A 20,254-nucleotide genomic window follows, 5' to 3' on the forward strand; every position below is an offset into this window, starting at 1 on the left:
GGATCGTCAACAGGTTTTTATCACTCGCCTGACCTGCCCACGCCGCTGAAACCCCCGCCATCCAAGGCTTCCCGCTTCTCCGTGCCCCGGCGTCCGGAGCACGAAAGAGCGGAATTCTAGTCGCCGCGATCGGGACTTGCAAGCGATATTTTGACAAGCGTATTAACGGTGCTTGAAAACCGGTTTGCGCTTCTCCACGAACGCGGCCATGCCCTCTTTCTGGTCTTCGGTGGCGAAGAGCGAATGAAACAGGCGGCGCTCGAAATGCACGCCCTCCGCGAGCGTCGTTTCATAGGCGCGGTTGACCGACTCCTTGATCATCATCACAGCCGGCAGCGGGAACTCCCCAATGGTGGCGGCCGCGCTGACTGCTTCGTCAAGCAGCGATGCCGCCGCGATCACCCGCGAAACCAGTCCGGCGCGCTCCGCTTCGGCGGCATCCATGAAGCGGGCGGTCAAACAGAGGTCCATTGCCTTCGCTTTCGACACCGCGCGCGGCAAGCGCTGCGTGCCGCCCGCGCCCGGCATGATGCCGAGCTTGATTTCCGGCTGACCGAACTTCGCCGTATCAGCGGCGAAAATGATGTCGCACATCATCGCCAATTCGCAGCCGCCGCCGAGCGCGAAGCCCGCCACCGCGGCAATGATCGGCTTACGGATCGAGCGAACCGTTTCCCAGTTGCGCGTGATGTAGTCGCCCTTGTAGACATCCATATAGGTGTAGGACGCCATCATGCCGATGTCCGCGCCGGCAGCGAACGCTTTCTCGCTGCCCGTCACGACGATCGCGCCAATCGCCTCGTCGCTGTCAAACTCCCGCAGCGCGGCGCCCAGTTCGTCCATCAGCGCGTCGTTGAGCGCATTAAAAGCCTTCGGACGATTGAGCGTAATCAATCCGACCCGCCCCCGTGTCTCAACCAAAATGTTTTCGTAAGCCATGCCGCCTCCGCAAGAGTTAATTGCACGCGAAAACGCTTCGCGCATCGTTCATAGTGATGCTACCATTCACCAACCAACCGGTCGGTCAATTATTCGACAGGTTCTTCCCAACGCACAGCCGAGTCCTCTTTGCCATGACACAACCGCTATTCACCAAGCACAAGGACACGCTGCACAAAGCGCTCGCCGCGCTCGAAGCGCGCGGCTACTGGAGCCCGTTCGTCGAGATGCCCAGTCCGAAAGTGTACGGGGAAGCAGCCAACGCGGACGGCGAAGCCGCGTTCAAGGACCTTCTCGACAAGACGTTCGACCTGGACCAACCGTCGACCGGCGAAACCGTCGGCACGGAAGTCTCGCCGTTCGGCTTTCCACTCGGCGTGCGTTACCCGAAAGCCGACCCCAGCGCGCTCATCACCGTGTCCGACGCGGCGCAACGCGATTGGCGCGCGGCCGGCCCGCAGGCATGGATCGGCGTGAGCCTCGAAATCCTCGCGCGCCTGAATCACGCCAGCTTCGAGCTCGGCTACAGCGTGATGCACACGACCGGTCAGGCGTTCATGATGGCCTTCCAGGCAGGGGGCCCGCACGCGCAGGATCGCGCGCTCGAAGCGGTCGCGTACGCCTGGGATCAGCTGCGCCGTATTCCCGCCGAAGCGCACTGGGAAAAACCGCAAGGCAAAAACCCGCCGCTCGCGATGCACAAGCGCTACACCGTCGTGCCGCGTGGCATCGGCCTCGTGCTCGGCTGCTGCACATTTCCGACGTGGAACGGCTATCCGGGTCTGTTCGCCGATCTGGCCACCGGCAACACGGTGATCGTCAAGCCGCATCCCGGCGCGATTCTGCCGCTCGCGCTGACCGTGCGCATCGCGCGTGACGTGTTGCGCGAAGCGGGCTTCGATCCGAACGTCGTCACGCTGCTGGCCACCGACCCGAACGACGGCGCCCTCGTCCAGCAACTGGCCCAGCGGCCCGAGATCAAACTGATCGATTTCACGGGCAGCACCCAGAACGGCACCTGGCTCGAGCGCAACGCGCATCAGGCGCAGGTCTACACCGAAAAAGCCGGCGTCAACCAGATCGTGATCGACTCGGTCGACGATATCAAAGCGGCCGCGCGCAATATCGCGTTCTCGCTGGCGCTGTACTCGGGCCAGATGTGCACCGCGCCGCAAAACATCTACGTGCCACGAGAGGGCATTCGCACCGCGGACGGCACGCTCGGCTTTGACGATGTCGCCCAGACGCTTGCCGGCGCTGTGCAAAAGCTCGTCGCCGATCCGGCCCGCGCGGTTGAACTGCTCGGCGCGATTCAGAACGAAGGTGTCGTGCAGCGCATCGACGAAGCAGCCAGGCTCGGCCGCGTTCTCGTCGCGAGCCAGACGCTCGAGCATCCGTCCTTTCCGGGCGCTCGCGTGCGCACACCGCTCGTATTGCAACTCGACGCCGCGACCGACCGCACCCAGTTCGCGAGAGAATGGTTCGGGCCGATCTCGTTCGTCATCGCGACGGACTCGACCGCGCAGTCGCTCGATCTCGCGGGCAACATCGCCGCCGAGCACGGCGCGCTGACGCTATCGGTCTACAGCACGGACGACGCGGTGCTCGACGCCGCGCACGAAGCTTCGATTCGCGGCGGCGTCGCGCTGTCGATCAACCTGACCGGCGGCGTGTTCGTCAACCAGTCCGCGGCTTTTTCGGACTTTCACGGCACCGGTGCCAACCCGGCCGCCAATGCCGCGCTGGCCGATGCCGCTTTCGTCGCCAACCGCTTCCGTGTCGTGCAAAGCCGCGTTCATGTTGAACCGAAAACGCCTCCGGTGGTAGCCGGCTGAAAGGCATAGGAAGCAGCGTCCGCAGACAGCACGACTTCGTCCTATGCCTTTCGGCGGATGGACCGGGTCGTGCGATGTCACTAACATCAAAACATCGGACCGGCATCACACGTCGACGCTAGCCGAGCCGCCGTGCCCGTCGGTCAACGAGACTTTGAGGAGACACCCCATGTCATATGAAGCGATCCGGCTGGACATCGACTCATCGAGCCACGTCGCCACCATCACACTGAACCGCCCGGACAAGCTCAACAGCTTCACGCGCGCGATGCATCAGGAACTCGGCGCGGCGCTCGAACAGGTCGAAACGTCCAGCGCCCGTGCGCTCGTGCTTACCGGCGCGGGCCGCGGCTTCTGCGCCGGTCAGGATCTCGCTGACCTCGATTTCACGCCCGGCGCCATGACCGACCTCGGCGCGGTGATCCATGAATACTTCAATCCGTTGATCCGCCGTCTGCAGGCGCTGCCGCTTCCAGTGATCGCGGCGGTCAATGGCACGGCCGCCGGCGCGGGCGCCAATCTCGCGTTGGCCTGCGACCTGGTGCTCGCGGCGCGCTCAGCGAGCTTCATCCAGGCGTTCGTGAAGATTGGGCTCGTGCCGGATTCGGGCGGCACGTGGTTTCTGCCGCAGCGTGTGGGCATGGCACGCGCGCTCGGGCTCGCGATCACCGGCGACAAGCTCAGCGCCGACAAAGCCGAAAGCTGGGGTTTGATCTGGCAAGTGCTCGACGACGGCGAAGTCGCTCCGGCCGCAGCGAAACTTGCGGCGCGGCTCGCGCAGCAACCAACCCGCGCGATCGCCGCGATCAAGCAGGCGATGCGTGCCAGCGCGACGCAAACGCTCGCCCAGCAACTCGATCTCGAGCGTGATCTGCAGCGCGAACTCGGCACCTCGCACGATTACGCGGAAGGCGTTCAGGCATTTATCGAAAAGCGCGCACCTCGCTTCGAGGGGCGTTGAGATGTCGACGCAAACCACCCGTCCCGACCAGATGACACCCGACGAACTCGCCCGCGCAACGGCCGCCGCGATGTACGAAAACGATGCCTGCAGCCGCGCGCTCGGGCTCGAAATTCTCGAAGTGCGTCCCGGCTATGCGCGGCTGCGCATGGCGGTGCGCGACGACTTCCTTAACGGCCATCAGATCTGCCACGGTGGCTTGATCTTCACGCTCGCCGATTCGACCTTCGCGTTCGCCTGCAATACCTACAACATCAATACGGTCGCGGCCGGCTGCTCGATCGAGTATCTCCGGCCGGTCTACGGCGCCGACGTGCTGAGCGCCGAGGCGGTCGAACAGACATTGAGCGGGCGCACAGGCATCTACGATATCCGCGTGACGAATCGGGCCGGCGAGACTGTCGCGATGTTTCGCGGCAAGTCGGCGCAAACCAAGGGCAACCTGATTCCCCCCGGCGACTAACAGCTAGCGGCGGCAAACCAGTGCCGCCCACGCGGACAACCGGCCGCGTGGTTTTCTGGCATCAACGCGTCACATATCAGACTCAGATACTGAGGCAGCAAGGAGACATTCGATGAGCACCGTCCTTCCGCTCGATCCGATCGAGACCGCCAGCCGCGACGAGCTCGCCACGCTCCAACTTGAACGGCTCAAATGGTCGCTGAACCATGCGTATGAAAATTCGCCGGTGTATCGGCGCAAGTTCGACGGAGCCGGCGTTCATCCGGGCGATGTCAAGTCGCTCGCGGACCTCACGCGATTTCCGTTCACGACGAAGAAGGATTTGCGCGACAACTATCCGTTCGGGATGTTCGCTGTACCGCAGGAGCAGATTTCGCGAATCCACGCGTCGTCCGGGACGACCGGCAAGCCGACCGTCGTTGGCTATACGGCGCGCGACATCGACACGTGGGCGAATCTCGTCGCGCGGTCGGTGCGCGCCGCCGGCGCGAAGCGCGGCGACAAGGTGCACGTGAGCTATGGCTACGGCCTCTTCACGGGCGGCCTAGGCGCGCACTACGGCGCCGAGCGCGCGGGGCTCACCGTCATTCCGTTCGGCGGTGGCCAGACCGAGAAGCAGGTGCAACTGATCCAGGACTTCCGGCCGGACATCATCATGGTGACGCCGAGCTATATGCTGTCGATCGCCGACGAACTCGAACGCCAGGGTATCGACCCGGCGAGCTGCTCATTGCGCATCGGCATCTTCGGCGCTGAGCCGTGGACCAACGACATGCGCGAGGCAATCGAAAAACGCATGGGCATCGACGCGGTCGACATCTACGGTCTCTCTGAAGTAATGGGCCCGGGCGTCGCCTCGGAGTTCGTCGAGACCAAAGACGGCCCGACGATCTGGGAAGACCATTTCTATCCCGAGATCATCGACCCTGAAACTGGCGAGGTGCTGCCCGATGGCGAACTCGGCGAGCTCGTGTTCACGTCTCTGACGAAAGAAGCGCTACCGATCATCCGCTACCGCACGCGCGATCTCACGCGCCTGCTGCCGGGCAGCGCCCGCACGATGCGGCGGATGGAAAAAATCACCGGCCGCTCGGACGACATGATGATCGTACGCGGCGTCAATGTGTTCCCGACGCAGATCGAAGAACTGCTGCTCAAGCAGCACGCGCTCGCGCCGCACTATCAGATCGTGCTGACGAAGGAAGGGCCGCTCGACGTGTTGACGCTGAACGTCGAACCGTGCCCCGAAAGCGCGCCGGATACTTCCGCGCTGAACTCCGCGAAAAACGCGTTGGCTTATGACATCAAGGCGCTGATTGGCGTGAGCGCGGTGGTGAACGTGCTGGCGGTGAATGGAATCGAGCGCTCGGTGGGCAAGGCGCGGCGCGTGGTGGACAAGCGCAGGTCGGGGCTCTGACCCGGGCGACGGCCAACCGGCAACGCTCAGCGTCAGCGCGGCAGCGTCAAACGCGTCTCGCGAAAACCGCTGTACCCGAAACGGCTGTCACGCACCCGTCTGCGCCCCACCGCCTCAGGAATTCGGCAGCAGCAACCACATCCGGCCGCCCTGCTTCATCTTGCCAGCCAGGTCGCCGGCATCGTCGCCGAGACCCCAGAAGTAGTCGGCGCGCACACCGCCCTTGATGGCGGTGCCTGTGTCCTGTGCGAACACGAGGCGGTTCATCGGCGAGTTCGTCAGCGGCCGTGTGGTCTGCAGGAACACCGGCGTGCCGAGCGGAATCGCGCTTGGGTCGACCGCAATCGAGCGCTCTGGCGTCAGCGGCACGCCGAGCGCGCCGATCGGACCGTCCGCGCCGCCGCTCGGCATACTTTCGGCCGACGGCATCTCGCGGAAAAACACGAAGCGAGGATTGGTGTCGAGCAGACCATCGACGCGCGTCGGATTCGCGCGTGCCCATGCCTTGATACCCTGCATCGTCGCCTGCGCGGGTGTGATCTCGCCATGATCGAGCAGCCAGCGCCCGATCGACTTGTACGGCTGATTGTTGGTGCCGCCAAAGCCGACCCGCATCACGCTGCCGTCTTCCATCACGATGCGCCCGGAACCCTGCACCTGCAGGAAGAACGCTTCGATCGGATCGTCGACCCAGACAAGTTCGTTGCCGCTGAGCGCGCCCGAGCGTTCGAGCTGGCCGCGCGCCGGCATCGGCGCCCCGGCGCGATAGCCAGCGGGCCAACGGTACAGCGCGGTCTGATACACGCCATGCCGCGTGCGCGAACCCCGCAGCAGGGGCTCGTAGTAACCGGTGACCAGACCGTCGAGTGTGCCATCGCTATTCGCGAGCTGGAACGGCGTGAAGTAGGCTTCGAAGAAGGCCCGCGCGCTGGTGACGTCGAGATCGTCGATTTGCGCGGCCGCCGCGCATGCACGCGACCAGTTTGGCTGACGCGCGAGCCTCGCGCAGTTTTGCCGCAACGCGGCCGTCGCGCCGATCAGGGAGTCGTCCTGCCAACCCGGCACCTGCTGCCACGCCACCGCGGTCAAGCGCGTCGCGGCGAACTGGCCGGGGATGATCGCCGCGCCGCTCGGCGGTGAAGGCCGGATCGCGCCGCCGCCACCGCAGGACGCAAGCAACACCGCAACCGACAATGCACCGAGCCAGGCGCCGGCCCGGCCGACAAAACGCATACAATGTTCTTTATTGATGGAAACCGCCATGTCCGATCTGTTCGACGAATACCCGATGCTCATCTTCGCGCTGGAATCGCTGCTCGCGCTGTTCCTGCTCGTCTTTATCGTTGTGTGGACCTCGTCTGGCAAGAAAAAAGCCCTGCGTGCCAGGTCGGCGGAACGCTCCCAACAGCAAAAGCCGCAGTGACCCTGGCCTGCGAACTGCCCACAACCGCACCCTTCACCGCGTCAAGCGCTCGCCCAAGCGCCCATCCACCCCCCACTCAACTGCCCGCTGCGCCGCGCGCCCATGCGAACTCATTAAAGACCGCGTAGCACCGCGCCGGTTCAATGCAACGTTCGCGGCATGCGCAACACAAACTCCGGCACCGGCGCCTCGAAGCGCTCGCCATCCTCCGCCACGCAGAAGTAATCGCCGCGCATCGTGCCGACTGGCGTCGCGATCACTGCCCAACTCGTGTATTCGAAATGCTCGCCCGGTTTGAGCAGCGGCTGATGACCGACCACGCCGAGGCCTTTGACTTCCTGCACCGTGTTTTCGCTGTCGGCGATGATCCAGTGACGCGCGATCAACTGTGCGGGCACCTGGCCGGTGTTACGGATGGTCAGCGTGTAGGCAAACGCGTACTGGCGGCGCTCCGGGTCCGATTCTTCGGGCAGGTATTGCACCTGCGCCGAGACGCTGAATTCGTACTGGCTCATCCTGATTCCGGTCTGATCAAACTGGCTGTGAAAAATCGTGGAAGGCCCGAACGCCAATGATCTGCAGGTGCAGCGGCGATGCGGCGCTCATGAAATGGCATTCTGCTTGATGCGCGGCATGGCCGCAACCGGACACGCCTTTCGGCCAGGAACGCCTAAGAAGTTCGGACACGACTGCGTTGCCGCGCCGTTTCTCTCAGCTGTTTTTGCACGGGCACTTTGTGACTTTCATCGCGCGATTCGGCCACGCCAACCGCGGCCCGAACCCCGGTCAGCACGCGCAAAAACGGTAAAATGGCGCTTTCCCGCTTGCATTTTCCCCGCCATGACGCAATTTCGCATCGCCCCCAGCATTCTTTCCGCCGATTTCGCCCGTCTGGGCGAAGAGGTCCGCAACGTCGTCGCCGCCGGCGCCGACTGGATCCATTTCGACGTGATGGACAACCACTACGTGCCGAACCTGACCATCGGCCCACTCGTTTGCGAAGCGATCCGCCCGCACGTGGATGTCCCGATCGACGTGCACCTGATGGTGCGCCCCGTCGACCGCATCGTGCCGGACTTCGCGAAAGCCGGCGCGAACCTGATCAGCTTTCACCCGGAGGCGTCGGATCACATCGACCGCACGCTGTCGCTGATCCGCGACCACGGCTGCAAGGCCGGCCTCGTGTTCAATCCGGCGACATCGCTGAACTATCTCGATCACGTGATGGACAAGGTCGACCTCGTGCTGATCATGTCGGTGAACCCGGGTTTCGGCGGCCAGTCGTTCATCCCCGAGGCGCTCAACAAGCTGCGCGAAGCGCGCAAGCGCATCGACGCGTACAACGAGCGCACCGGCCGCGACATCCACCTCGAAGTGGACGGCGGCGTGAAGGTCGACAACATCGCGGAAATCGCGGCGGCCGGCGCCGACACGTTCGTGGCCGGCTCGGCGATCTTCGGCCAGCCCGATCACAAGGTCGTGATCGACAAGATGCGCGCCGCCCTCGCCACCGTCCAGCGCTAATCCGACGATGACGGCTCCATACCCTGCCCCGACCTTCACCGGCCCGCGCGTCGAAGCCGCGATCATCGACCTCGACGGCACGATGATCGACACCGCCGACGACTTCACCGCCGGCCTGAACGGCATGCTCGCTCAGCTCGACGCGGAAGAAACGACGCGCGAGGAAGTGGTGGGCTACGTCGGCAAGGGTTCGGAGCATCTGATCCGCAGCGTGCTCGCGCCGCGCTTCGAAGCCGAGCACGCGCAACAGCGCTTCGACGAAGCGCTCGCGATCTATCAGGCCGAGTACGCGAAGATCAACGGCGTGCACACGCGGCTTTATCCGGACGTCGAAGCCGGTCTGCGCGCGCTGCGCGACGCGGGCCTGAAGCTCGCCTGCGTGACCAACAAGCCGCACCGCTTCGCGCTCGAATTGCTGCAGCAGTACCGGCTTGCCCCGTATTTCAGTGTCGTGCTCGGCGGCGATAGTCTCGCGAAGAAGAAGCCGGACCCGTTGCCGATGCTGACCGCCGCCGCGCAACTCAGCGTCGAGCCGCGTGCCACGGTCGCGATCGGCGACTCGGAAAACGACGCGTTGGCGGGCCGCGCGGCCGGCATGGCGACGCTTACTGTGCCCTACGGATACAACCATGGGCAAGCTATACAAACAATAAAATCCGATGGTATAGTTGCCTCGCTGCTCGACGCCGCCAAGGCGATTGCAGCGCACCAATCCACGATTTAACAGTCCTTCATCCTCATGTTTCTGAATAAAAAACGGAGTCTGATTAGCATCGACCGGGGAGCCTGGCCCTGGCGTCGCTGGTCGCGCTAACCTCGCTTGAGGTACGCTGGAGCTCATCTTCGGCAACCGTTTTTTACTTCGCTGCGCTTACGCGCTTTTTCCATCGTTCTGTTTTTGCGCTGCTGCATCGGCTGATTGGGCCTGCGCGTACCCGCAAAGGTACCGTTGCTCTCCCGCACCGCTTGCACGCGCCGTTGGGAGACCCGCGCCGGTCGGTATCATTGTGTCGAGAACGTCGACCCACGCCCTGACCGGAGGCGCTTAGCCCCGCTTTGCCCGACGCTTGCTGCCGCCGGACCACCGTACAGGATCGGAACATGACCGAACTCGAATTCCAGTCCCTCGCCAACGAGGGTTTCAACCGCATCCCGCTGATCGCCGAAGCGCTCGCCGACCTCGAGACGCCGCTGTCGCTGTACCTGAAGCTCGCGCAGACCGAGCGCAACGGCGCGAACTCGTTCCTGCTGGAGTCGGTGGTCGGCGGCGAACGCTTCGGGCGTTATTCGTTCATCGGCCTGCCGGCGCGGACTCTCATGCGCACGCGCAACGGCGTGTCGGAAGTGGTCCGCGACGGCAAGATCGTCGAGACGCACGACGGCGATCCACTCGCGTTCATCCAGCAATTCCAGGCACGCTTCAAGGTCGCGCAACGCCCGGGGCTGCCGCGCTTCACGGGCGGTCTCGCCGGCTACTTTGGCTATGACGCGGTGCGCTACATCGAGAAGAAGCTCGCGCACAGCGCGCCGAAAGACGACCTCAATCTGCCCGACATCCAGCTGCTGCTGACCGCGGAAGTCGCCGTCATCGACAACCTCGCCGGCAAGCTCTATCTGGTGGTCTACGCCGACCCGGCCCAGGCTGAGGCCTACACGAAAGCGAAGCACCGTCTGCGCGAACTGCGCCAGCGGCTGCGCGTCACCGTCGAGCCGCCCGTCGTGTCGGCCAGCGTGCGCACCGAGATCTACCGCGAATTCGCGAAAGACGATTACCTGGCCGCCGTGCGCAAGGCGAAGGAATACATCGCCGCCGGCGAACTGATGCAGGTGCAAGTCGGCCAGCGCCTGATCAAGCCGTACCGCGACAATCCGCTGTCGCTGTATCGCGCGCTGCGCTCGCTGAATCCGTCGCCGTACATGTACTACTACAACTTCGGCGACTTCCACGTGGTCGGCGCGTCGCCGGAGATTCTGGTGCGCCAGGAAAAGCGCGGCGAGGACCGTATCGTCACGATCCGCCCGCTCGCCGGCACCCGTCCGCGCGGCAACACGCCCGAGCGCGATACCGCGCTCGCGACCGAACTGCTGAACGATCCGAAGGAAATCGCCGAGCATGTGATGCTGATCGACCTCGCGCGCAACGACGTCGGCCGCATCGCGCAGATCGGCTCGGTGGTCGTCACCGACAAGATGGTGATCGAGAAGTACTCGCACGTGCAGCACATCGTCAGTTCGGTCGAAGGCAAGCTCAAAAACGACATGACCAATTTCGACGTGCTGCGCGCCACCTTTCCGGCCGGCACGCTGTCGGGTGCGCCGAAGGTCCGCGCGATGGAGCTGATCGACGAGCTCGAACCCGTCAAGCGCGGCCTGTACGGCGGGGCGGTCGGCTACCTGTCGTTCACCGGCGAGATGGATCTGGCCATCACGATCCGCACCGGCGTGATCGCCAACGGCAATCTGTATGTGCAGGCGGCTGCGGGCGTGGTCGCCGATTCGGTGCCCGAATCCGAATGGCAGGAGACCGAGAGCAAGGCGCGCGCCGTAATGCGCGCCGCCGAGCAGGTCCAGGACGGCCTCGATAGCGACTTCTGACCGGAGACACACCATGCTGCTCATGATCGACAACTACGACTCGTTCACCTACAACCTGGTGCAGTACTTCGGCGAACTCGGCGAAGACGTGTGCACCTACCGCAACGACGAAATCACGCTCGATGAAATCGCGAAGCTGAACCCCGAGCGCATCTGCCTGTCGCCGGGCCCGAGCAATCCGCAGCACGCGGGCATCACGCTCGACGTGCTGCGCGAATTCGCCGGCAAGACGCCGATTCTCGGCGTATGCCTCGGCCATCAGGCGATCGGCGAGGCGTTCGGCGGCCGCGTCGTGCGCGCGCAGACCATCATGCACGGCAAGGTCAGCACGATCGAAACCGACTGCAAGGGCGTATTCGCGGACCTGCCGAAGCATTTCACCGTAACGCGCTACCACTCGCTCGCGATCGAACGCGAATCGCTGCCCGACTGCCTCGAAGTATCGGCATGGACCGATGACGGCGAAATCATGGGCGTGCGCCACAAGGAACTCGCGGTCGAAGGCGTGCAGTTCCATCCGGAATCGATCCTGTCCGAACACGGCCACGCGCTGCTCGAAAACTTCGTCAAGCAGTCGAAGCTCGCCGTCGCCGGCAAGGCCTCGCACCACGCGGCGTCCCGCAATGCCTGACACACGGAGAGATGAGATCATGTCCATTACGCCCCAGGAAGCCTTGCAGCGGACGATCGAGCACCGCGAGATTTTCCACGACGAAATGCTGCACCTGATGCGCCTCATCATGCGCGGCGAGCTTTCGCCCGTGATGTCGGCGGCGATCATCACCGGCCTGCGCGTCAAAAAAGAGACCATCGGCGAAATCACCGCGGCCGCCACGGTGATGCGTGAATTTGCCCGGCACGTCGAGGTGCAGGACAACTCGAACTTCGTCGATATCGTCGGCACCGGCGGCGACGGCGCACACACGTTCAACATTTCCACCGCGACGATGTTCGTGTCGGCCGCGGCGGGCGCGAAGGTCGCGAAGCACGGCAATCGCGGCGTGTCGAGCAAGTCGGGCAGCGCGGACGTGCTCGAAGCGCTCGGCGTCAACATCGATCTGCAACCGGAGCAGGTCGCGGCATCGATTGCGGAAACGGGCATGGGCTTCATGTTCGCGCCGAACCATCATCCGGCGATGAAAAACGTCGCGCCGGTGCGCCGCGAACTCGGCATCCGCACGATCTTCAATATCCTCGGCCCGCTCACCAATCCGGCCGGCGCGCCGAATCAGCTGATGGGCGTGTTCCACCCCGACCTCGTCGGCATTCAGGTACGCGTGATGCAGCGCCTCGGCGCAAAGCACGTGCTCGTCGTGTACGGCATGGACGGCATGGACGAAGTGTCGCTCGGCGGTGCCACGCTGGTCGGCGAGTTGCGCGACGGCGGGATCCGCGAGTACGAGATCCATCCGGAAGACTTCGGCATGCAGATGGTGTCGAACCGTACGCTCAAAGTGGCCGACGCGGGCGAATCGAAGGTCATGCTGCTCGACGCGCTCAGCAACAAGCCCGGTGTCGCGCGCGAAATCGTCACGCTGAACGCCGGCACGGCACTCTATTCGGCGAACGTCGCGGCCACGATTGCGGACGGCATCGAGCTCGCGCGCGAAGCGATCGCGAGCGGCAAGGCGCGCGCGAAGGTCGACGAACTGGTGCGCTTCACCCAGCAATTCAAACAGTAATCACGTAGCGAGACATTTATGAGCGACATCCTCGACCGCATCATCGCGGTCAAACGCGAAGAAGTCCGGGCGGCCGAACAAAGCGTGCCGCTCGAAGAACTGCGGCTCGAAGCGTCGTCGCGCGATATCCGCGACTTCGTCGGCGCGTTGCGCGCAAAGCATACTGCGGGTCTCGCTGCGGTGATCTCAGAAGTGAAGAAGGCGAGCCCGTCGAAGGGCGTGCTGCGCGAGCACTTCGTGCCGGCCGACATCGCGCGTTCGTACGAGAAGCACGGCGCGGCGTGTCTGTCCGTGCTGACCGACGTGCAGTTCTTCCAGGGCAGTGTCGCGTATCTGCAGCAAGCGCGCGCCGCGTGCCAGCTGCCGGTGCTGCGCAAGGACTTCATCGTCGATCCGTATCAGGTCGTCGAAGCACGCGCGATGGGCGCCGACGCAATCCTGCTGATTGCCGCCGCGCTCGCAACCGCCGAGATGCAGGACCTCGAAGCGCTCGCGCATTCGCTGGGTCTCGCGGTGCTCGTCGAAGTGCACGACAGCGATGAACTCAAGGAAGCGCTAACGCTGAAGACGCCGCTGATCGGCATCAACAACCGCAATCTGCGCACGTTCGAAACCTCGCTCGACACGACGCTCGGCATGCTCGACGCGATTCCCGACGATCGCATCGTCGTGACCGAGTCCGGCATCCTGTCGCGCGACGACGTCGAGCGCATGCGCGCGCGCGACGTGCATACGTTCCTCGTCGGCGAGGCGTTCATGCGCGCGGACGAGCCGGGCGTGGAACTCGCGCGGATGTTTTTCTGAGCGCGGTATCGAAGCAACGACGCACCGACGCATCGGCGCGGACAAACACTCGCAACAAGGAATCACCTCATGGGCATGGAACGCGAAATCAAGCTCGCGCTGCCGGCTTCGCAGGTGCAGGCGGCGACGCGGTGGTTCGTCGAACGCGCCGGCAACGACGGGCATGCGATCAAGCTCGTGAACATTTACTTCGACACGCCGCAGTTGACGCTGGCGTCGTCGAGGAGCGCGCTGCGTCTGCGGCAGACGCCGGACGGCTGGCTGCAGACCTTCAAGACGGTTGGTCACGCGACGAACGGTTTGCATAGCCGGCACGAATGGGAATTACCGGTCGCGGACGCGAAGCTCGACATCGACGGGTTGCTGAGCGCTTGCGACGAACCCGCCGCCGCGGACGCTTTGAAACAGGCCGCGCCGGTGCTGATCGCGCTGTTCCGCACGAATTTCACGCGCACGCTATGGCTGATCGACCTCGACGGTGCGCAGATCGAAGCGGCGATCGACCAGGGCGACGTGCTTGCGGAAGTCGACGGTGAAGCGCGCCGCGCGCCGATCTCGGAGATCGAACTCGAGCTGAAGTCGGGCGACGAAGCGGCGCTTCACACGCTCGCCGCCGAACTCGGCAAACGGATTGCCGGCCTCGCGCCGGACGACATCAGCAAGGCGCAGCGCGGGTATCGGTTGCGCGCGAGTTGAGTGCGGGTTGGGCGCGGATTGCGCGAAACCCTCGGCGTCTCATGCGCTCGCTCCGCGCAACTTGAGCTAGTCAGCGTTTGCTGCGACACTTTCCCGCCATGACCTCCGCTTCCCGTACCCGCTCCAGTTCGCCGCAGGCATCGTTGTTCGACGATGCCGCGCCAGTCCCCGCCGAAGCCTCGGCCGACACGACCGCCGCCGCCCCCACGCTCGAAGCCCAATTCGCCGGGCTGTCGGCGGCCTGGCGCGCGCACCTGAAACCCTTCATCGACAGTGACACCTACGCACCGCTGTGCCTCTTCGTCGACGGCGAGCGCGCCGCCGGCAAAACCATCTACCCGGCCGACGTGTTCCGCGCGTTGCGCCTGACGAGCCCCGACGAAGTGAAAGTCGTGATCCTCGGCCAGGACCCGTACCACGGCGAAGACCGCGGCACGCCGCAGGCGCACGGTCTCGCGTTTTCGGTCGCGCCACACGTGCGGCCGCCGCCTTCGCTGCGCAACATCTTCAAGGAAATCGCCGCGAGTCTCGGTCACGAAACGCCGCAGCACGGCTGTCTCGACAGCTGGGCCAAACAGGGCGTGCTGCTGCTGAACACCGTGCTGACCGTCGAGCGCGGCAGCGCCGCGAGCCACGCAAAACGCGGCTGGGAGAAATGCACGGACACGCTGATCCACGAACTCGCGACGCGGCATCGGAACCTGGTGTTCATGCTGTGGGGCGCGCATGCGCAGGCAAAGCGCGCGCTGCTCGACGGCAAGTCGCACTATGTGCTGGAGGCGCCGCATCCGTCGCCGCTGTCCGCGCATCGCGGCTTTCTCGGTTGCGGGCATTTCGCGAAGGCGAACGAATATCTGTTGCAGCACGGCCGGGAACCGATCGACTGGCGTCTACCGGACGACGCGCAAATGCTTGCGTGAGAGCGTCGTCGTCAGAAGATTGCGATACACAACGAAAACGCCACGGAGGGTGAATCCGTGGCGTTTTTCTTTCACCGCTTGGGCCGCATCGAAGCGGCGCAATGCGGCACAACGAACCCGCTTAAACCGCGGCGATCGCTTCGCGCGCCGAGCTCAGCGCGGCGTTCGCGGCGTCCGGGCCCAGGTTCAGGCCTTCGGCGTAGATGAAGTTCACGTCGGTCATGCCGAGGAAGCCGAGGAAGCTCTTCAGATACGGCGTCTGGCTATCGTTCGGCGTGCCGAGATACTTGCCGCCGCGCGCCGACACGACGTGGACCTTTTTGCCGGTCACGAGGCCTTCGGGACCGTTCGCGGTGTAACGGAACGTGATGCCCGCACGCGCGATGAAGTCGAAGTACGTCTTCAGTTGCGACGAAATGCCGAAGTTATACATCGGCGCGCCGATGACGACGACGTCGGCGGCTTGCAGTTCGGCGATCAGCGCTTCGCTGCGCGCGGCGATCGCGGCCTGTTCCGGCGTGCGCTGGTCGGCCGGCGTGAAGAACGCGCCGAGCACGGCGTCGTCGAGGTGCGGCAGCGGCTCGGCTTGCAGGTTGCGGACGACGACTTGCGCGCCCGGATTCGATTGTTGCAGCTTTGCGGTCAGCTCGTTGACGAGAAGCGTCGAGTTCGCGCCTTGCGAACGGGCTGCCGAGTTGATTTGCAGGATCGTGGTCATCGTTGACTCCAGTAGGGGCGCGCAGTGTTGCGCGAGTGGAGTCATTGTGTTTTTTTACCGGCCGGCGAAAAAGCCATCCAGCGGCGACGGATTGTTGCAGGGGTAGAACAATCCACCGACCTCCTTCGCCGATTGATGATGCGACGGGCGACGATCACTTCGCCAGCCAGCGCTCGCGGGCTTTGCGAGCGGCGGGACGGCGATCGCTGACCGCGAGCTTGTAGCGCGCCACTTCGGGACCGTCGAGCTTCACCTGCGTGACGCGCAACTGGTCGCGGCGGAACGCGTGCACCTCGACTTTCGCGCCCGGCTGATAGCGCGACAGCAGAGCATCGATATTCCCGCCGGTCAGGCGCAGGCCATCGAGCGCAATCAGCACGTCGCCGGCGGAAAGGGCCGCCTTCTGCGCGGCGCTGCCCTCGTGCACCGTCGCGAGCGTGCAATCCGCGCCGCCGCGAAGCCGCACGCCAAGCGACGGCTTGCCGTTTTTGTCGAGGTCCGGTGCGAGAGAGACGCCGAACGGCGCGAGCAGCGCGTCGAGCGGCAGATCGTGCGTACCGCGTACGCCCTCGGCGAACAGTTCGGCCAGTTGCGCGCCGCTCGCTTCCGCGAAAATCGCCTCGATCTCGCTTTCGTCGACGCCGACCGGCTGGCCTCGATAAAAGTCACGGCCAAAGCGCTGCCACAGCAGACGCATCACGTCGTCGAGCGATTTCTGGTTGCCGGTCTGCGCGCGGATCGTCAGATCGAAGGCGAGCGCGAGCAGCGAGCCCTTCGTGTAATAGCTGACGATCGCGTTCGGCGCGTTCTCGTCCTGCCGGTAGTACTTGACCCACGCATCGAACGAACTCTCGGCGACGCTCTGCTTCAGACGCCCGCTGCCGCGCTGCACGCCGCCGATCACTTTGCCGAGCAGGCCGAAATAGTCGTCGGACGAGATCACGCCGCTGCGCACGAGGATCAGGTCGTCGTAATACGACGTGAAGCCCTCGAACAGCCACAGCATCGACGTGTAGTTTTCGACGCCGAGGTCATACGGCGCGAACACGGCCGGCTTGATCCGCTTCACATTCCACGTGTGGAAATACTCGTGGCTGCACAGACCGAGATAGGTCCGGTAGCCCTCGCTCATCGCCTCGCGGCCCTGCACCGGCAGATCGGTGCGATTGCAGATCAGCGCGGTCGACGCGCGATGCTCGAGCCCGCCGTAACCGTCGGTGACCGGCTGCGTCATGAACACGTAGCGCTCGACCGGCGCCTTCTTCGACTTTGGTTCGAACAACGCGATCTGCGCTTCGCAAATGCGCTTCAGGTCCTTGCAAAGACGCTCGATGTCGAGCCCGATCACGCGACCGCCGATCACGACGTCGTGCGGCACGCCGTGCGCCTTGAACGTCGCGAGCGCGAATTCCCCGAGCGTCACAGGATGGTCGATCAATTCGTCGTAGTTCTGCGCGCGGTATTCGCCGAAGCCGTAGCGCTTGGTGCCGCGCGCTTCCGGCAGCGCGGTCGCGACGCGCCAGCCGCGATACGCGGCGCCCTGCGGCTTCTGGATATCGACCACGCATTGCGCGTCTTCATGACCGAGCGGCGACAGGAACACGCTGGTGCCGTTGAAAAAGCCGATCGTATCGTCCAGATGCGCGGCGCGCACCGACAGGTCCCATGCGTACACCTCGTAGCGCAGCGTCAAGGCTCCCTTGACCGGCGCAGCCTGCCACGTGTGCTTGTCGATTTTCTCGACGCGCACTTTGCGGCCCGCGTCGTTCACCGCGCGCAGCGTGACGATGTTGCGCGCGAACTCTCGCACCATGTAGCTGCCCGGAATCCACACCGGCAGCTTGAAACGCTGGCCGGCCGGATCGGGATCGGCGACGGTCACGGTGACTTCGAACAGGTGGGCGGCGGGGTTACCCGGAACGATGGTGTAGCGGATCGGCTTCATCGGCGGCGCTTGGGAGTGTCAGGAGAGTGAGGCGGGGAAGTTCGGGCTCGATGCGAAAGGAGGCGCCGCGTGCGCCTCCTTTCTTTTGAACGTTGCATCGGTTGCGCCCGCGGCGGGCGTGGCGCTGCTTGCGGCGCGCTGTTCAGTGCACCGCCGACAATTCCGTGTCGAGCCGATCGGCCGGCACCGCGCCGGGCAGGCGGCGACCGTCGGCGAGGAACACCGTCGGCGTGCCTTCGACGTTCATCGAACGGCCGAGCGCGAGGTTTTTGTCGATCGCGGCGGTGTCGCAGGTGGCGGCGGCGGTCGGCGCCTGACGGTCCTGCATCCACGATTCCCACGCTTTCGCGCGATCGGCCGAGCACCAGATCGACTTCGACTTGGCCGTCGAATCCGGCGACAGCACCGGGTATAGGAACGTGTAGACCGTCACGTTGTCGATCGACAGCAGCGTCTTTTCGAGCTGCTTGCAGTACGGGCAGTTCGGGTCGGAGAACACGGCGATCTTGCGCGCGCCGTTGCCGCGCACGACCTTCACCGCGTTGCCCAAAGGCAGGCTCGCGAAGTCGATGCGGTTGGTTTCCGACAGGCGTGCTTCGGTCAGGTTCTTGCGTGTCTTCGAGTCCACCAGATCGCCGAGCACCAGGTAGTCGCCGCTCGCATCGCTGTAGACGATCTGCGTGCCGAGATTCACTTCATACAGGCCCGCGATCGGCGTCTTCGACACGCTCTTGATCGTCACGTCGGAAAGACGTGTTTGCAGCGTGGCTTTGAGTTTGTCGGTGGCCTGATCGGCCTGCGCCGAGCAGCCGAGTGTAGCGGCAGCGATCGCGAGCGCGGCGGCGGCGATGCGGAAGGTCTTTTTCATGCTGGAGTCCTGGGTTCAGTCGCGCACTGTGCGCGTTTTTTACGTTCAGGCCGCGCGTTTCGGCCGCCGATCGGTTGAATCAGGTTCGATCAGGTTCGATCAGGTTCGATCGGGATCGGATAGGGGCCGGATCGCAGCGCGTCGATGCGGTCATGATACCTGTCCCGGGCGCCCGTGACCGGCCACCGGCTATCCGCGCGACGCCTCGTTGCGGTTCACCCCAGCGCGGCCGACACCAGCCAGCGCTTGATGAATGGCTGCGCGCCGACGAACGCCATGCCGGTATTGCGCACGGCGCGTGCGAGCGGACCGGGCACCGAGAACAGTTTCTGCAGCCCGTCGGTGGCGATCATCAGCGCTCGGATGTCTTCGCGGCGCGCGCGTTCATAGCGACGCAGCAGCACCATGTCGCCGAGATCGCGGAATGACTCCTTGCCGCCGATCGTGCTCGCGAGCGCGGCGACGTCGCGCAGGCCGAGGTTCATGCCCTGCCCTGCCAGCGGATGGATCAGATGGGCGGCATCGCCCACCAGCGCGACACGCGGCGCGACGAGCCGGTCCACGGTCTGCAGCGCGAGCGGAAAGCCCTGTGCGGGCGTCACGCAGTCGAGCGCGCCGAATTGCTCACCGCTCACATGCTCGACTTCGGCGGCGAGCCGCTCGGGATCGAGCGCGAGCAACTGCTCGGCGTGTTCGGTGCGGGCCGACCAGACCAGCGACACGTGGCCGTCCGACATCGGCAGCAACGCGATGATCTCGCCGTCGCGGAACCACTGATACGCGGATTCACCGTGCGGCTTCGCGGCCTTGAAATTGGCGACCACGCCAACCTGCCTGTAGTCGCGGCGCACCATCTTCGAGCCGATCTGCGCGCGCACCCACGAGTACGCGCCGTCCGCGCCGACTACCAGGTCCGCTTCGAGCACGCTGCCGTTCGCGAGGCCAACGCTCGCGCTGTCGACGGAGAAGTCGAGCGCCTGCGCGCGCGTGTCGATCCACGTGAGATTCGGCTGGAAGCGCAGCGCGGCATCGAGCGCGCGCTCGATCACCGACGACTCGACGATCCATGCAAGCTGCGGCACCGATGCCTGAAACGCGGAGAAATGCAGCTCGGCATGCGCGTCGCCGTAGACGCGCATGTCGTAGACGGGACCGAGCCGCGTCTGATCCAGCGCCTGCCAGACCCGCAGCCGTTCGAGCAAGGCCTGCGAACTCGACGACAACGCATAGACGCGCGAGTCGAAGACAGCACCGGCGGCCAGCGCCGCGCAAGGCTGCGCGAGCAGTGCGACACGCAGTCCCGCTTGCGTGAGCGCGAGCGCCGCGGTCTTGCCGACGAGCCCGCCGCCGATCACGGCGGCATCAAAGGTCTGGTGGTGTGCGTTCATGCGCGCATTATAGCCGCGGGGGGTGCGGGGGACGGATCGATCGGCGGGGCATTTGGGCTCGGTGCACGGGGCCTCG

Annotated in this window: 20 protein-coding genes; 13 read left to right on the forward strand and 7 right to left on the reverse strand. The window is 64.7% G+C overall.

The window, feature by feature from the left end:
- Positions 1 to 162: 162 nt before the first annotated feature.
- The gene (locus F6X42_RS20660; protein ID WP_187635998.1) at positions 163 to 939 is read right to left on the reverse strand and encodes an enoyl-CoA hydratase; all 777 of its coding nucleotides are present in this window, start codon (positions 937 to 939) and stop codon (positions 163 to 165) included.
- 134 nt (positions 940 to 1,073) lie between these two features.
- Here F6X42_RS20660 and paaN point away from each other — a divergent pair, with 134 nt between their 5' ends.
- From paaN to paaK, 4 genes are all read left to right on the forward strand, one after another.
- Entirely contained in the window at positions 1,074 to 2,774 is a 1,701-nt protein-coding gene (gene paaN / locus F6X42_RS20665) for a phenylacetic acid degradation protein PaaN (protein ID WP_187635999.1), read from the forward strand.
- A gap of 169 nt (positions 2,775 to 2,943) precedes the next feature.
- Positions 2,944 to 3,735, forward strand: a complete 792-nt coding sequence (gene paaG / locus F6X42_RS20670) for a 2-(1,2-epoxy-1,2-dihydrophenyl)acetyl-CoA isomerase PaaG (RefSeq protein WP_187636000.1) — start codon at positions 2,944 to 2,946, stop codon at positions 3,733 to 3,735.
- A 1-nt stretch (position 3,736) separates the two neighbouring features.
- Positions 3,737 to 4,198: a hydroxyphenylacetyl-CoA thioesterase PaaI gene (paaI, locus tag F6X42_RS20675; RefSeq protein ID WP_187636001.1), complete on the forward strand. Its 462-nt coding sequence runs from the start codon at positions 3,737 to 3,739 to the stop codon at positions 4,196 to 4,198.
- 112 nt (positions 4,199 to 4,310) lie between these two features.
- Positions 4,311 to 5,615, forward strand: coding sequence for a phenylacetate--CoA ligase PaaK (gene paaK, locus F6X42_RS20680; RefSeq protein WP_187636002.1), 1,305 nt, complete (start codon positions 4,311 to 4,313; stop codon positions 5,613 to 5,615).
- A 114-nt stretch (positions 5,616 to 5,729) separates the two neighbouring features.
- On the opposite strand, the gene mltA is transcribed toward paaK, so the two are convergent.
- On the reverse strand, positions 5,730 to 6,848 hold the full coding sequence (gene mltA / locus F6X42_RS20685; RefSeq protein WP_222945661.1) for a murein transglycosylase A: 1,119 nt from the start codon (positions 6,846 to 6,848) through the stop codon (positions 5,730 to 5,732).
- A gap of 28 nt (positions 6,849 to 6,876) precedes the next feature.
- Here mltA and F6X42_RS20690 point away from each other — a divergent pair, with 28 nt between their 5' ends.
- A complete protein-coding gene (locus F6X42_RS20690; RefSeq protein ID WP_187636003.1) occupies positions 6,877 to 7,038 on the forward strand; it encodes a hypothetical protein in 162 nt (53 codons plus the stop codon).
- Between the two features lie 140 nt (positions 7,039 to 7,178).
- Here F6X42_RS20690 and apaG read toward each other — a convergent pair whose 3' ends face one another.
- Positions 7,179 to 7,553 (reverse strand): Co2+/Mg2+ efflux facilitator ApaG/CorD, encoded by a 375-nt coding sequence (gene apaG, locus F6X42_RS20695; protein WP_187636004.1) that lies wholly within the window; start codon positions 7,551 to 7,553, stop codon positions 7,179 to 7,181.
- Positions 7,554 to 7,878: 325 nt separating this feature from the next.
- Between apaG and rpe the strand changes: the two genes are divergently transcribed.
- The 8 genes from rpe to F6X42_RS20735 all read left to right on the forward strand — a co-directional run bounded on the left by rpe (position 7,879) and on the right by F6X42_RS20735 (position 15,259).
- Positions 7,879 to 8,562 carry a ribulose-phosphate 3-epimerase gene (gene rpe / locus F6X42_RS20700; protein WP_035494955.1) on the forward strand — a complete coding sequence of 228 codons (684 nt, stop codon included), beginning with the start codon at positions 7,879 to 7,881 and terminating at the stop codon, positions 8,560 to 8,562.
- 7 nt (positions 8,563 to 8,569) lie between these two features.
- Positions 8,570 to 9,286, forward strand: coding sequence for a phosphoglycolate phosphatase (locus tag F6X42_RS20705; protein ID WP_187636005.1), 717 nt, complete (start codon positions 8,570 to 8,572; stop codon positions 9,284 to 9,286).
- 377 nt (positions 9,287 to 9,663) lie between these two features.
- Positions 9,664 to 11,157 (forward strand): anthranilate synthase component I, encoded by a 1,494-nt coding sequence (gene trpE, locus F6X42_RS20710; protein WP_187636006.1) that lies wholly within the window; start codon positions 9,664 to 9,666, stop codon positions 11,155 to 11,157.
- Between the two features lie 13 nt (positions 11,158 to 11,170).
- A complete protein-coding gene (locus F6X42_RS20715; RefSeq protein WP_187636007.1) occupies positions 11,171 to 11,788 on the forward strand; it encodes an aminodeoxychorismate/anthranilate synthase component II in 618 nt (205 codons plus the stop codon).
- A 19-nt stretch (positions 11,789 to 11,807) separates the two neighbouring features.
- Complete coding sequence (gene trpD / locus F6X42_RS20720) at positions 11,808 to 12,839, forward strand: anthranilate phosphoribosyltransferase (RefSeq protein WP_187636008.1); 1,032 nt, start codon at positions 11,808 to 11,810, stop codon at positions 12,837 to 12,839.
- Positions 12,840 to 12,857: 18 nt separating this feature from the next.
- Positions 12,858 to 13,643, forward strand: coding sequence for an indole-3-glycerol phosphate synthase TrpC (trpC, locus tag F6X42_RS20725; protein WP_187636009.1), 786 nt, complete (start codon positions 12,858 to 12,860; stop codon positions 13,641 to 13,643).
- A gap of 69 nt (positions 13,644 to 13,712) precedes the next feature.
- Positions 13,713 to 14,339, forward strand: coding sequence for a CYTH domain-containing protein (locus F6X42_RS20730; RefSeq protein WP_187636010.1), 627 nt, complete (start codon positions 13,713 to 13,715; stop codon positions 14,337 to 14,339).
- Positions 14,340 to 14,437: 98 nt separating this feature from the next.
- On the forward strand, positions 14,438 to 15,259 hold the full coding sequence (locus F6X42_RS20735; RefSeq protein ID WP_187636011.1) for a uracil-DNA glycosylase: 822 nt from the start codon (positions 14,438 to 14,440) through the stop codon (positions 15,257 to 15,259).
- A 121-nt stretch (positions 15,260 to 15,380) separates the two neighbouring features.
- Here the strand turns inward: F6X42_RS20735 and F6X42_RS20740 are convergent, their stop codons facing one another.
- The 4 genes from F6X42_RS20740 to F6X42_RS20755 all read right to left on the reverse strand — a co-directional run bounded on the left by F6X42_RS20740 (position 15,381) and on the right by F6X42_RS20755 (position 20,178).
- Positions 15,381 to 15,977, reverse strand: coding sequence for an FMN-dependent NADH-azoreductase (locus tag F6X42_RS20740; RefSeq protein WP_187636012.1), 597 nt, complete (start codon positions 15,975 to 15,977; stop codon positions 15,381 to 15,383).
- A 154-nt stretch (positions 15,978 to 16,131) separates the two neighbouring features.
- Positions 16,132 to 17,922 carry a M61 family metallopeptidase gene (locus F6X42_RS20745; protein ID WP_187636013.1) on the reverse strand — a complete coding sequence of 597 codons (1,791 nt, stop codon included), beginning with the start codon at positions 17,920 to 17,922 and terminating at the stop codon, positions 16,132 to 16,134.
- Positions 17,923 to 18,064: 142 nt separating this feature from the next.
- A complete protein-coding gene (locus F6X42_RS20750) occupies positions 18,065 to 18,790 on the reverse strand; it encodes a DsbC family protein (protein WP_187636014.1) in 726 nt (241 codons plus the stop codon).
- A gap of 215 nt (positions 18,791 to 19,005) precedes the next feature.
- Positions 19,006 to 20,178: a UbiH/UbiF family hydroxylase gene (locus tag F6X42_RS20755; RefSeq protein WP_187636015.1), complete on the reverse strand. Its 1,173-nt coding sequence runs from the start codon at positions 20,176 to 20,178 to the stop codon at positions 19,006 to 19,008.
- Positions 20,179 to 20,254 lie beyond the last annotated feature (76 nt).

It is taken from the genome of Paraburkholderia podalyriae, from assembly GCF_014397785.1.
Lineage (GTDB): Bacteria > Pseudomonadota > Gammaproteobacteria > Burkholderiales > Burkholderiaceae > Paraburkholderia > Paraburkholderia podalyriae.

Bases quoted from the DNA above. Each gene is read 5' to 3' on its own strand.
- F6X42_RS20660 (WP_187635998.1), bottom strand. From the start codon at position 939: ATGGCTTACGAAAACATTTTGGTTGAGACACGGGGGCGGGTCGGATTG.
- paaN (WP_187635999.1), top strand. From the start codon at position 1,074: ATGACACAACCGCTATTCACCAAGCACAAGGACACGCTGCACAAAGCG.
- paaG (WP_187636000.1), top strand. From the start codon at position 2,944: ATGTCATATGAAGCGATCCGGCTGGACATCGACTCATCGAGCCACGTC.
- paaI (WP_187636001.1), top strand. From the start codon at position 3,737: ATGTCGACGCAAACCACCCGTCCCGACCAGATGACACCCGACGAACTC.
- paaK (WP_187636002.1), top strand. From the start codon at position 4,311: ATGAGCACCGTCCTTCCGCTCGATCCGATCGAGACCGCCAGCCGCGAC.
- mltA (WP_222945661.1), bottom strand. From the start codon at position 6,848: ATGCGTTTTGTCGGCCGGGCCGGCGCCTGGCTCGGTGCATTGTCGGTT.
- F6X42_RS20690 (WP_187636003.1), top strand. From the start codon at position 6,877: ATGTCCGATCTGTTCGACGAATACCCGATGCTCATCTTCGCGCTGGAA.
- apaG (WP_187636004.1), bottom strand. From the start codon at position 7,553: ATGAGCCAGTACGAATTCAGCGTCTCGGCGCAGGTGCAATACCTGCCC.
- rpe (WP_035494955.1), top strand. From the start codon at position 7,879: ATGACGCAATTTCGCATCGCCCCCAGCATTCTTTCCGCCGATTTCGCC.
- F6X42_RS20705 (WP_187636005.1), top strand. From the start codon at position 8,570: ATGACGGCTCCATACCCTGCCCCGACCTTCACCGGCCCGCGCGTCGAA.
- trpE (WP_187636006.1), top strand. From the start codon at position 9,664: ATGACCGAACTCGAATTCCAGTCCCTCGCCAACGAGGGTTTCAACCGC.
- F6X42_RS20715 (WP_187636007.1), top strand. From the start codon at position 11,171: ATGCTGCTCATGATCGACAACTACGACTCGTTCACCTACAACCTGGTG.
- trpD (WP_187636008.1), top strand. From the start codon at position 11,808: ATGTCCATTACGCCCCAGGAAGCCTTGCAGCGGACGATCGAGCACCGC.
- trpC (WP_187636009.1), top strand. From the start codon at position 12,858: ATGAGCGACATCCTCGACCGCATCATCGCGGTCAAACGCGAAGAAGTC.
- F6X42_RS20730 (WP_187636010.1), top strand. From the start codon at position 13,713: ATGGGCATGGAACGCGAAATCAAGCTCGCGCTGCCGGCTTCGCAGGTG.
- F6X42_RS20735 (WP_187636011.1), top strand. From the start codon at position 14,438: ATGACCTCCGCTTCCCGTACCCGCTCCAGTTCGCCGCAGGCATCGTTG.
- F6X42_RS20740 (WP_187636012.1), bottom strand. From the start codon at position 15,977: ATGACCACGATCCTGCAAATCAACTCGGCAGCCCGTTCGCAAGGCGCG.
- F6X42_RS20745 (WP_187636013.1), bottom strand. From the start codon at position 17,922: ATGAAGCCGATCCGCTACACCATCGTTCCGGGTAACCCCGCCGCCCAC.
- F6X42_RS20750 (WP_187636014.1), bottom strand. From the start codon at position 18,790: ATGAAAAAGACCTTCCGCATCGCCGCCGCCGCGCTCGCGATCGCTGCC.
- F6X42_RS20755 (WP_187636015.1), bottom strand. From the start codon at position 20,178: ATGAACGCACACCACCAGACCTTTGATGCCGCCGTGATCGGCGGCGGG.